This window comes from Cedecea sp., assembly GCF_036500665.1.
In the GTDB taxonomy this organism is placed as follows: Bacteria; Pseudomonadota; Gammaproteobacteria; order Enterobacterales; family Enterobacteriaceae; genus Cedecea.
The window spans coordinates 97737-110277 of the sequence record NZ_DASYBS010000138.1 but is presented as its reverse complement, the minus strand read 5'-3'; the positions used below and the strand labels follow the sequence as shown (position 1 = coordinate 110277).

Here is a 12541-nt window from a genome sequence, read left to right as displayed (position 1 = left end):
CTAAGAGGCAGGAGGAATGTCCGAAACATCCTGCTTAGGGTCGTCAGTGACAGGCGGCACAGCGGCCGGCACCATAACCTTATCCCATGTCTCCTGCAGCGCCTTCATGTTGTACTCAGGCTCGCCCTTAGGCTGCAACAATACCAGTGACATCTCCTGTGAGAGCTGCTGGCGTAAATCCTGGTTAAGCATCGACACGGTCAGGCTGTCCAGGAAGTCCTGGCGCAGCTTCTGATACTGCTCTGGGGCAATATCAACAACCTGATTCTGCAGCGAACGCATACGCTGGCTAATCAGGACGTCAGTATCGGTACGCGCGTAGGTGGCGAACAGCTTCGTCAGCTCATTTTTCTTCTGGGCAATCAGCGCGTCAAACTCTTCCTGGGATAAGCCTTTATCACGCACTCTTAGCAGTTCACGCCCCACGCTTGTCAGGCTGGCGTTCAGCTTATCGTTTGGCGATTCAATATTAATCCCGCACTGGGCCCGCAGGTAAAGCACGCGGCAGTCGAAGCTGAGATTCAGGTCTTTGGCGCTGCTTTTGCTTAGATTTTGCTGAACATTCCAGAACAGCGCCTCGCGGGCCAGGTCAGCGCGCCAGTAGCGCAGCAATGCGGCTGATTCACGGATAGGCTGCCACGTGTTATCCCACATCAGTGAAAGCCTATCCTGATGCACGCTGTCGGTCATCAGGCTTACCGGCTCAGGCTTCAAGGGTGAAAGCGTTGGCATCGGCGCGGGCGTTTCACGCTTGCCTTTTAGTTCGCCGAAGGTTTTATTGATTTGCTCCGCCACGTTACGGCTATCAACGTTGCCGACCACGATAAGGGTCATGGCGTCCGGGGTATACCACTTGTCGTAAAACGCTTTCAGCTGCGCGGCATCGACCGGGCGTTTAAGATTCTCCGCCGGGTCATGGCCCAGCAGCGTGGAGCCTTTCAGACGATAACGCCACCAGCTGTCTTTGGTGTTCATCGGCCAGGTGGCCACCATATCCGGCGCGTGCAGCGCAGCGGTAACCGTTCCAGAGGTCACGTCCAGCGACCCGGTGTTGGTCGCCAAAAACGCCAGCGCTTCTTTCAATAAATCATTGCGGTTATTTGGCAGGCTGAGATTAAACAGCGTGAAATCATAAGAGGCGATTGCCGGAGGAAGTGGACGCTCCGGATCGCTGCTTTGATGCCATAAAGAACGCGCCTGGCTTGTCTGCAGGCCGCCGGCCTGCGTCAACACCATACGCGGTAAAAAGTGGCTGTAACCGCTTTGTTGGGCGGTTTCGGTTAGCGAACCGGTATTCACCATCAGGCGAATTTCTACGCGATCGCTTGGCCGCTGGGGAGTGGATAAAACCTGCCACTGGAAGCCGTTAGAAAGCGTTCCCTGTTGCCAGGCCGGGTCCGGCTGGAGTGCTTCTGCCTGCACATTACCGGCGGCTGCCACTAACAGCAATCCGCCAGCTAAAAGTCGAATCTTGGTGCCCTGCATGTGAACCCCTAAAAACAATCCTGGTTAAAAGTAGCACATCGGCGCGGCATTCGACGTCCGCAGACCGACATAGGTGACGTTTCACCAATCCGTTTGACCGCATTTCTACGAAAACGTCACTTAAGAAAGTGAAAAATAGAGAATAAAGACCCTAAATAATTCGAGCTGCAGGTAGGCGACAAGAGCGTGAATCCCGGGAAGCTTACATCAGATAAGTGACCAGGGTTCAGGAGCGCAGTCAACACCCCTGCAGTTTGAAGTATGACGGGTATTAGGGGTAATTATGCAGAGTCGCCCGCAGCAAGGGCAAGTCGCTGCGGGCAATTGGTCGGATTAGTGGGAGACTTCGGTCACTTTTTTGTCGGATTGCGGGTTATCCAGCTGCTGGCGAAGCTGTTTCTCATCCAGCTGTTTCACCCATTTGGCCACGACGACGGTTGCGACACCGTTACCGACCAGGTTGGTCAGGGCTCGGGCTTCGGACATGAAACGGTCGATACCCAGAATCAGCGCCAGGCCCGCGACCGGCAGATGGCCTACCGCAGAGATGGTCGCCGCCAGCACGATGAAGCCGCTTCCTGTTACCCCTGCAGCACCTTTAGAGGAGAGCAGTAGAACAACCAACAGCGTTATCTGGTGGAAGATATCCATATGGCTGTTGGTGGCCTGAGCGATAAACACTGCCGCCATTGTCAGGTAAATCGACGTGCCGTCCAGGTTGAAGGAATACCCCGTTGGAATAACCAGACCGACAACGGATTTGCGGCAGCCCAATTTTTCCATCTTGTCGAGCATACGCGGCAGCACCGACTCGGAAGAGGAGGTACCCAGCACGATCAGCAACTCTTCTTTGATGTAGCGGATGAACTTGAAGATGCTGAAGCCGGTGACGCGAGCAATAGAGCCAAGCACCAGAATCACAAACAGCAGGCAGGTAATGTAGAAGCAGATAATCAGCTGGCCCAGCTGTACCAGAGAGCCCACGCCGTATTTACCGATGGTAAACGCCATCGCACCAAACGCCCCAATCGGCGCCAGACGCATGATCATGTTGATGATGCCGAAGATGACCTGAGAGAAACTTTCGATGACGTTAAAGATCATCTGGCCTTTGTGGCCCAGGCGATGCAGGGCAAAACCAAACAGTACGGCAAACAGCAGGACCTGCAGGATGTTACCGCTGGCAAAGGCACCAATCACGCTGCCTGGAATCACGTCCAGCAGGAACGCAATCACACCCTGCTGCTGCGCTTGCTCAGCGTAAACCGCAACGGCTTTCGCATCCAGCGTCGCCGGGTCAACGTTCATCCCCGCGCCAGGCTGCAGCACGTTGACCACGATAAGCCCGATAATCAGCGCGATGGTGCTGACAATTTCAAAATAGAGTAACGCCACCGCGCCGGTACGGCCCACGGCTTTCATGCTTTCCATGCCAGCGATCCCGGTCACCACGGTACAGAAGATGACGGGCGCAATAATCATTTTAATCAGTTTAACGAACGCGTCGCCAAACGGTTTCATTTGGGCACCCAATTCCGGGTAAAAGTGACCCAGCAAAATGCCGATGGCAATTGCGGTCAGCACCTGAAAATACAGACTTTTGAAGAGTGAGGTTTTCATTAGAGTATCCTTGAACGGAGAGTAACCGCAGAACCGGCTCAGGGACCGGCATGACTGCGGCACTCAACATAACACCCCAAAAAAAAACGCAGAAGTGGCCTCGATCGACTTTGTTAACGCGATTGTTAAAAACTTGAACTGAACCGTTCCAGCTCGTAACATTTGTAACTATTGTTTTTCATTCAGGTAGCAAGGAATTCACTTTCAAACCGATCCAGGGAACAGGCTTTCGCAAACAAGAAGCCCTGCGCGTAGATAACGCCGTGTGCCACCAGCCACTCGCGCTGTGCCTCTTGCTCTACGCCCTCGGCCACCACTTTCAGGTCCAGCGCTTTGGCCATCGCGATGATCACCCCGACCATCGCGTTGTCTTCCGGCAGCCCTTCCACGAAGCTTTTGTCTATCTTCAGCACGTCAATCGGCAGCGCTTTCATGTGGTGCAGATGGCGCAGGCTGGCGTAACCCATACCAAAATCGTCCAGCGCGATGCGCACCCCAGCCTGGCGAAGCGGCCGCAGGATATTCACCGCAGCTTCCGGGTCGTCAATACGGCGGCTTTCGGTCACTTCGAGGATTAACGTGCCAGGCTGAATGCGATAGCGCCTGAGCAGCTCCAGCAACGACGGCACCATGGCTTCATGCAGGAGTTGCAAGGCTGAGAGATTCACACACAACGGCAACATAATGCCCCGGCTCTGCCAGGCAGACAGCGTACGGCAGGACTCTTCGAGGATCCAACTGCCGACGGTTATCATCAACCCGCAGGCCTCAATACGCTCTATCAGCCCTTCCGGCAGGCTCCAGCTACCGTCAGGCTGGCGCTGGCGTAGCAGAACTTCAGCGCTGACCACGCTGCCATCGCGCATATCCACCTGCGGCTGTAGCCAGACGGCAAAATGGTGTTTTTCCAGCCCGCTTAAAATATCGTGTTCTTCGGTCAGACGGCGCTGCGCTTTCTCCATCTGCTCGGGATCGAAAAACTGAATCTGGTTTTTACCGTAGCGGCGAGCGGAAAGCGTGGCCGACGCCGCACGACGGTAGAGTTGCTCAGCACTGAGGCCGACTTTAAACATTGCGATGCCGATGCTGGCGGTCGGTTTCAGTTGAAGCGCCTGAACCGGTAAACGGGCATTGAGCGTTTCCATGATTTGCTGGGCCAGCGTCATGGCATACCACGGGTCGCTTACGCCGTAGAGCAGCAGCCCAAAATCATTCTGGCTGAGCTGAGCGAGCACTCTGTTGGCGGGCAGAACGGCTTTGATTTTTTCCACCAGCGTCAACAGCAGCATCTCCCGCTGCTCTTCATTCAGGACGCCCGCGGCATCCTGCAGGGTTTCACTGCCGATAAGCATCAACGCGCCGTGCTTCTCGTTCACCACCATCTGCTCAATCAGCGCCAGCAGCAGCGCTTTATTTGGCAGCTCGGTCACCGGGTTGTGGGTACCCAGCGTGTTCATCTGCTCCTGAAGACGCAGCGCGACCTGCTGATTGCGGTTATAGCTGCGTACCAGCATGCCAATCTCATCGTCATGATGCAGCGGCGGCAGCGATAGCTGGTGCTCACCCGCCTGCTGGGGGTTAAGGCCATCAAGTTCACGGCTAATTTTACGAATGGGGTGTACCACCAGCCGGTTAATACACCAGCTGATCGCGACGGTCAGAATCAGCGCCAGCAGCAGATAGGTGGTTAGCAGCGTAGAAATCGTGCTGACGATAATGCGATACATGCGCCATGAGTCAGCCTGCAGTACGAGATAAGCCAGCGGCTGCGGGTTAGCCGGGCGCTCCAGCGAATAAAGAGGAAGGGAAATCTGCACCGGCAGCTCGAACACGCGGGCGATCAGCATCGGGATCTGATGTTCCGGCTTAAAGCTAAGCCGCAGCGCCTGAAACTGATTAGGCAACACAACATCCGCACGGCTGATGATGCCGGAAGGTTGAATCTGGTGAAGAATGGCTTCGGCCTGAGGAATATCGGCGCGCAGGATTGCCTCGGACAGCGGAAGGCGTACCGAGTGGGCGATTTTCTCCATTTGCGTGGCGGTGTCGTAGCGGCTTTGCTGTACAAAATGGAACAGCTGAATGACGATAAAAATGAAAATAAATACCAGGGCCACGGCTGACACCATAGCCATCTGTTTTATCGTTAGGGAACGACTGACTCGCAAGCTGACTCTCCGCTTTTGCTTAACCCGCGCCACGCCCGGCATCAGGATATTCTTATGCCCGCAGAGTATACTGCATTGCCACAGTTTTTAATCCTCGGTCCAGGATAATCGGGTAATTCTGCTTATTTGGATAAAATCGCGTCGGATCCAGGCTCAAATGCCGCAGAAGGCGGGCTAACCCGCCGTCTTAGATTGCGCCCGATCAGAAGTCCGCGTAAGGCACCAGCGGCTGAGGCGGCATATCCATATCGCCCTGCCAGCCCGCCATCGAGTAGCGAACGAAAATCAGCGCGTGGCTTGGGGTGTAGTCCTTGGCCTGCTGAATATCAATCCCCGCGCCAATTGACCAGTGCGCGCTGATACGGCGCTCTACCAGCGCCCTGGCCGTATAACCGAAACCGTTACTGCTGCTGGCTGAGAATGGATCGTTACGGTCCGGATAACCATTTGGATCGTCCGGATAGTCGTTAGTGTTGTTTGGCACAAGGTTGCGCAGCGGGTAGCGCATGCCCGCATTGCTGTGAGAATACGACCAGGAGCCGGAAGCGCCCAGTTCCCATGACCAGTTCTCGGTACGTTTACGCCAGGTCACCGGCACGGCAAACGACACGTATTTCTGCGGGCTGTAATAACCGCCCTGGCCGAGGAAGTAGTCGCTAAGGTCTTTTTCATAGTGCCAGACCATATTGGTGAGACCCACGGTCAGCCGCTGATTATTCTCGTTAATCAGCTTGTAGTAGTAGCCGGTCATCCAGCGCACGCGCCAGTTATCGGCAACGTTTTTACCGGTAAACGAGTCTGCGCTCAGGCTAGACCAAACGCCGTTAGCCTCACCTTTGTCGTAGCTCAGGCTAACGCCACCGCCGGTTGCACGAACGCCGCCCCACACGGTGTTGGTATTCGGATCCCGCTGTCCGCCGAAGGAGAGCAGAGAGCTGGAGATTGGGCGTCGGTGTGCATTGACGGTGTAGCCAATCGGCCCGAGGTCGTTGCTGTAGCTAACGCCGCCGACAACGTCCACGACGTCAAAGCCCAGCGGCGTGGTACCAATATCCGTCTGCCAGGTGTCATTTTTCCAGCCAACCGCCAGGCTTGCGCCGTTGGCGTGCTGTTTGGTGCTGCCAAAGCAGTTATGTTCCGCGCAGGTGCCCCAACGCTCGTTGTAGCCCGAGCCGTTATCTTTGAACGACCCAACGTCCATATTGACCATATCGGTGCGGAACCACATGCGCCCGTCGCTGAGCGGCGCATCTACTTCCAGCATCGTGGTGTGTGCTTTTAGATCGGAGTAACCCGGCGTACCGCTGGAGCCCCAGTATTCATGGTCGAGCGTCACGTTCACGTCCTGCTGACGGTAAAGATCGGCGGCGTCGCTACGCACCCCGCGCTTCAGCCAGTCGTCTTTTTCATCGTTGCGGGTAAGGCGGGTGAAGGTATCGTTATCCGCTGGACGTTTCTGAGTAATGCCGGAGGAGACCATTGCATCTTTATAGGTCTCCAGCGCCTGCTGTGGCTGACCGTTTGTGGCCTGGAAGCGCGCAGCATCACGCATCACCAGCGCACTGTCCATGGACGGCGGCTGGCTTTTCGCCGCGACAAGAATCGGGGCATAGGTTTGCGCGGCTTTTTCGTTATCACCCAGAGCGGCCCAGGCATTTGCGACGCGGCGCTGAGTATTGATCGACGGGGCAACGCCCTCCGGGGATGTCTGCAGCTTAGCCAGCAGGTCACGAGCCTGCGGTTTATTGCCTTCGGCGATCAGCACCTCGGTTAAGCCTAACAGCGCGTCTTCGTTATTCGGCGAGCGCTGCAGGACTTTCTGATACTGATTTTTAGCCGCTGTGCGGTCACCGCGCTCGGCGGCCCAGTCAGCCAGCGTCAAATCAATGCGATCGGACGGCGTCTGCTGCTGGAGTAGCGCAATCGCATCTTTTTCTTTCCCGCCGTCACGCAGTCGATTAGCCGTTTGCATCACTTCGTTGAACTGCAGCCGATCGGCAAGCTCGCGAATATTGTCGTTCCACTGCGCTTTTGGCAGCGTGTTGAGGTGGCTTAGCGCCGCCGCATCCTGGTTATTGCCCGAAAGATAAAGACCGTAAGCAAAGACCTGTTCCGCATCGCCGGGCTTACGTTGAGCAAGACCGCGCATCAGGCTGTCTGCCTCGCTGTGCTTCCCGGCGGCGTAGAGATCGTTAGACAAGCGATAGGTTATCCACACGCTGTCCGGGTCGAGTTTTAGCCGCTGACGCTGAACCTCCGCCGCTCTTGCCCACTGCCCCTGGCTTTCCAGCGCGGTAGCCTGCTGCTCCAGGCGTTCACCCGTCAGGCTACGTTCAATATCATCAATGCTTTTGCGCTGGCTAGTGGAAAGGCTTTGAATGTAGGCCGTTGCACGCTCCGGCGACTGGCGGCGATAAACGTTCGCCAGCCCGCGAATTGCGTTGCTGTTACCGCGATCCATTCGCAGGGCCTGCTGGTAATAGCGCTCGGCGCTGGCGTCGTCTTTTTTGGCGACGGCAACATCACCAAAGCCCAGCACCGCATAGCTGTCGGTATTATCAATCGTCTGCGCCTGCTGGTACTTCTGCCGCGCGGCATCAGGGTTATTGGCTTTTAGCTGGGCATCGCCTTGTTCGATAAGCAGCCAGTAGCGGTTGGTTTTTAATAAACTGTCCCACTTTCCACGGTTATCGCTTTCAGGATCCATCTGAATCGCTTTCTCGAACTGCTGTATTGCGAGGGCACGTTTCCCCTGCTGGGAATAAGCCTGCCCCAGCGCGCCCACCACTTCGCTGTCGTTTTGCTTCGCGCTTAACGCCTCTTTCAGCTGTGGGATCGCCTGATTTCCGCGCCCGCCGCCAACATCCTCTAAGCCTTTAGCTCGCGCGAGGAAAGCCGGATCGGCCAACTGTTTTTGCTGCTGTGCGAGGCGATCGCGCGCGCTGGCAACCGTATCGCCCTCGGTAAATATGCCGAGAAACGTCTGCAAAGCGGCAACGCTTTGCGGGCCTGTAGGTAAGCTGTTAATTTGGGAATACCAAAGCGCAGCGGCATCTTCCCGGCTGCTGTTTGACTTCGCCATTTGCTGTAGGACCTGGTACGCCTCAGCGCTGCGGCCGTTGGCAAACATCAGGCGCGCCAGGTTTCCGCGCAGCTCGCCGTTCCCTGGAGCAGCGGCATTAAGCGCTTTTAGCTTATCAATCGCCAGGTTCGTACTGGCAGGACGCTTCGTCATGAGCATCCAATATTCAACCGCCAGCTCGCCCTCAGGCGGGTTGCCATTGAACATTTTTTCATAGGCGGCAATTGCCTGCTCGGTGTGCCCGCTGGTCGCCAACAGCCGAGCCTGCTGCAGCTGCTGACGGCCGTCTGCGCTGGTCAGCATCATGGTAGCCTGCGACTGTTTATATTCATCAGAGCCTGGAGCAAGTTTTGCCAGTCGGTCTAGCTGCTTTTTCGCCCCGGCATTGTCACCCTGGCGTAGCAGATAGCGCATCCGGGCAGAGATAACATCCGGATCGTCGGGCGCCATCAGCTCCAGCCGGGAGAGCGACTGGCGCACGATATCTTCACGCTTGCTGGCCTCCCCCATCCTCACCTGATCAAGCAGCTGCTGTTGAGGCGTCAAGGCGGCCTGAGCCATTGGCATCAGCGCCATACCCAATGAGAGAGTGACTAAACTTAATGAGAACTTGCGCATACCTGACCCCAGCTCGGGATTAATTCACCAAGAGAATTGAAGCGAAAACGTTTTTGATCCCATCCCTGACCAAATAGCGTTAAAACATAGCTGTAATAGGCGTCAGCCTGGGGGAAATTCTGCTCAACCCGCTGGCGCAGCACTTCCCGTGCTTCGCTATCCTGTAAAAAGGGCAGCATGGCGGCGAAGAATCCCACCGGCCCGTTACCCTGAACACTTCCGGTTTGCACATCGACTTTTTCCGGCGGCAAACCTTGTTTAAGCGTCATATCGGCCATCGGCTGGAATGCCTTCAGCAGCCGAGCTTTCTGCGGATCGCTGTCGGCCATCATGCCAACCCACAGGTAAACGCGTATCGCGTCATAGCTGCCGTGGCGGACATCCTCTGCCGTAAACTGCCAGCCTTTGCCTTCAGTCCATTCAGCCCAGTTTGGGGAAAATCCTTTCGGCGCCGTCTCCAGCAGCAGTCTTTGGTTTGCCGCACGCATGGCCGACCAGGGCCCACGGTAGCGAACCATCCGCTGGAGCACCTGCGGCGGGAGGTAACTTGGATTTAGCCGCCAGTCCGGGGCATGATTAAAACCCACCCGCCCCGGCAAAAGCACAAAGCCAAGACCAGGAACGTTAATCACCTCCTCTTTCGCAACACGCTTTAATAGCTGTTCACCAAGGCGCGTATAGGCAGGTTTATGCCACAAACGCCCCGCCTCCAGCAGGCTCCAGACAATCCACATGTCGGCGTCAGAGGCGGAGTTCGTGTCTAAAACCGTCCACGCGTCTTTGTCGTTTTTGCCCCATAACCAGGCGGGCAAGTGGTCTTTTAGCGCCCCTTCGGCAAGGTTGTTTTCCGTCCAGCGCAGCAGCCTGTCGAACATCACCGGATCGTTAGCGGCCAGAGCAAAAAAGAGCGCATAACTCTGGCCTTCTGAGGTGGTAATTTTGCGCTCATCGCTGGGGTCGATAACCCTTCCCTGGTCGCTGATGTAATTTTGTTTAAACTGCTCCCAGGCAGGCCAGGTACAGGCGGCCCGCCCGGTAACGGCTGTTAACATCAGCCCGACCATCAGCAGTACGGCGCTGATTTTCATGGTGATTACTCATCGTCCGGATCGATACGGCGGCGGCTAATAATACGCAGTATGCGCCACAGCACCCAGGCCAGCAGCACCACGCTTATCGCCGCGAAAATAGCCAGCAATACCGGGTGGTTAGCCAACGCGTACCAGATACGCTCGAACCACGGCAGATGGCCAACATAGTAAATATCGCCTACACGAAGGCCATCAACGCCGGACTCACGAATCACCGCAACTGAACCAGAGATAGCCGCACGCTTACCGCTATCATTAAGCGCATTATTCAGCAACTCATAGCCGCGGGGGCTGTCCGCCAGTAACGCGAGGACGCTGCGCTGGTCGTTATACGGCGACTGGAAGCCCACGATAGCGGCCATAGCACCTTTGGAAGTCACCGTGGTTTGGGTATCAGCTGCACGATCTTTTGGATCGGAAACCGTACTCAGCAGCGGCGTCTGGCGAACCGGGGTTTTCACCCAGCTTTGGGCCGCTTCAACCAACAGATCGATGCGTTTGTCATCTTTCAACGTCGGCGGAATAGTGCCGATTATCATGACGTCCGCATCTTTACCCTGAATAGCGCTGCCGTCATCCGTCAGATTGACGTTCACGGCCGGGAAACCGGTCTGGGATCCAATCGTGGCAAGCGTATCCAGCAGCGCGGTCACCTGCGCAGGTTTAGGCTCTTTGCCGACAACCACGATGGTTTGCGAGAGGTCGGCCATACGGCTGAACGGGAAGCCCGCATTGGCAAAGGCACGCAGATCCGGCATCGCAATAAAGTGATGGTAGTTCGAGAAGTCGATCGTCGATTCATCCTCCACCACAACATGGTTTTGTATCGGCTGGAAAGTAATACAGTTTTCTATCGAACCGCCCGGCATCGGGTTCATATACGAGAAGTCAAAGCGGAGCTGGTTGGCGGCCCCCAGACGCAGTGCCGGAATCGACACGTCGGTTTTGCCGTCCAGCAGACCCTGAAGCACCGGCAGGCGAAGCAGCAGCTTGTTGTTCTCTTCGCTCGGCGTCAGGTTGAACGACTGGAGGAACTGGTTGTTCAGGCTGATGTCCATGCGCGAGCTGTCTTTCATCGCTGGCGCGGTGTAGCGATATTTCAGGTTAAGATCGATGCCGTTGCTGCGCAGCAGATACAGATCCGGCGGCAGGTTCATCGTCACACTAATCGCACCCGGTTCCAGCCCGCTGGACTGCAGCTGTTCCTGGTAACCTTTCATCTCGCCAAGCGTCACCGGACGATCGGTTCTCACCCAGTTTGGCGCATCGTAAGGTTGGCGAGGCAACAGCGGCTTCACGTCATCCACGGTCACGCTGCTGCCGCGGAACAGGACGTTACCCTGGGCAATACCTTTTGCCGCCTGAACGAGGTCTTTGTCATCGCGACCCAGAACCACCAGCAGCTTGATATACGGGTTATCCGGGTGGCTCATCATTTCAACGGTTGGCGCCTGAACAGGCGGGCGATCGCGCAGGAAATCCGGGCGCTTATCGTTTGTGGCAAACACGATACCGTTGCTGGTTGGCAGCTGGTTATACAGCACCGGGAAGCGCTGCCCGCGCCACGCCGTGCGGGAACCAAACCATGAGGCAACAATACCTGCCGCTCGCTGCTGCTCAATATCCGGGCTGGCGGCAAAGACCACAGGCAAGGTCAACGGGCGATCGTCACGCGAGTCGAAGAAAGGCACCGGGAAATGCGACAGGTCATTTTGCACCGGCAGGCGCTGGTAGGTCAGCGCAAGTGAACTGCTGCGCCCGACGTCCATCCACAGCGTAGTGCTGGCCGGGTTTTCACAGATGTCGCGGTAGTGGCCGACAAACTCCAGCCGTACGCGGTTAAAATCGGTGATATACAGCGGATCAACAGGCACCTGAGCAAAGGTTTTCTTCCCCAGTTGCTCTCTGGTTACCGGCAGAACGCCCATCAGTTCATCGTTAAGATAGACTTTCAGCTGAGACTGCACCGGCAGCAGCGACGGAGAAGGCGTGTATTCAAGATTCAGCAGCGCTTTAGAGACGATTTCATCCCGACGCATGCCGAACTCAACCCCGCCATTAGGATTCACGCCGGTTAACACCATGCTTCCCGGCGGCGGCGCAATTTGTGCAAAACTCAGTTTCACATCCCGAGAGGGCACATTTTCGGCGACGATAGGCGCATTTGCACCCGGTACACTCGGCATGACTTGCCCCACCGTAGGCGCGTTGTCCGCAGGCGTTGCAGGCACCATCGCTTCCGCCGCGCCCGGAGCAGGCGTAACCACCGCCTGGGTTGCCGTCGCAACGGCCGGGACCGTCGGCGTCGCGTCAGCCGCGCTTGCCACCGTAACAGGCAGGGCGCTAATGCCTACCGCCGCTGCATAAAACCAGGATATTTTTCTTTTCATCGCGTTTTCATCAAATTAAACAGGCTGTTGACAAACCTCAGGCGAAAGAAGAAACACCAGAGAACATCAATTCATAGTTTTCGGTTG

Annotated in this window: 6 protein-coding genes; all 6 read right to left on the bottom strand. The window is 56.3% G+C overall.

Annotated elements, in window-relative coordinates; translation table 11 throughout:
• Positions 1 to 1485: a M16 family metallopeptidase gene (locus VGM55_RS22120; protein ID WP_154187370.1), complete on the bottom strand. Its 1485-nt coding sequence runs from the start codon at positions 1483 to 1485 to the stop codon at positions 1 to 3.
• Between the two features lie 333 nt (positions 1486 to 1818).
• A complete protein-coding gene (locus tag VGM55_RS22115; protein WP_154187369.1) occupies positions 1819 to 3105 on the bottom strand; it encodes a dicarboxylate/amino acid:cation symporter in 1287 nt (428 codons plus the stop codon).
• Positions 3106 to 3287: 182 nt separating this feature from the next.
• Complete coding sequence (gene hmsP, locus VGM55_RS22110) at positions 3288 to 5273, bottom strand: biofilm formation regulator HmsP (RefSeq protein ID WP_331636705.1); 1986 nt, start codon at positions 5271 to 5273, stop codon at positions 3288 to 3290.
• A gap of 202 nt (positions 5274 to 5475) precedes the next feature.
• On the bottom strand, positions 5476 to 8973 hold the full coding sequence (gene bcsC, locus VGM55_RS22105; protein WP_331636704.1) for a cellulose synthase complex outer membrane protein BcsC: 3498 nt from the start codon (positions 8971 to 8973) through the stop codon (positions 5476 to 5478).
• Complete coding sequence (gene bcsZ, locus VGM55_RS22100; protein ID WP_154187366.1) at positions 8955 to 10061, bottom strand: cellulose synthase complex periplasmic endoglucanase BcsZ; 1107 nt, start codon at positions 10059 to 10061, stop codon at positions 8955 to 8957. The genes bcsC and bcsZ overlap by 19 nt, the downstream gene beginning before the upstream one ends.
• A 5-nt stretch (positions 10062 to 10066) precedes the next feature.
• Positions 10067 to 12454, bottom strand: coding sequence for a cellulose biosynthesis cyclic di-GMP-binding regulatory protein BcsB (bcsB, locus tag VGM55_RS22095; RefSeq protein WP_331636703.1), 2388 nt, complete (start codon positions 12452 to 12454; stop codon positions 10067 to 10069).
• Positions 12455 to 12541: the final 87 nt, after the last annotated feature.

Coding starts and splice junctions, on each gene's coding strand:
- VGM55_RS22120 (WP_154187370.1), bottom strand. CDS start 1,485: ATGCAGGGCACCAAGATTCGACTTTTAGCTGGCGGATTGCTGTTAGTG.
- VGM55_RS22115 (WP_154187369.1), bottom strand. CDS start 3,105: ATGAAAACCTCACTCTTCAAAAGTCTGTATTTTCAGGTGCTGACCGCA.
- bcsC (WP_331636704.1), bottom strand. CDS start 8,973: ATGCGCAAGTTCTCATTAAGTTTAGTCACTCTCTCATTGGGTATGGCG.
- bcsZ (WP_154187366.1), bottom strand. CDS start 10,061: ATGAAAATCAGCGCCGTACTGCTGATGGTCGGGCTGATGTTAACAGCC.
- bcsB (WP_331636703.1), bottom strand. CDS start 12,454: ATGAAAAGAAAAATATCCTGGTTTTATGCAGCGGCGGTAGGCATTAGC.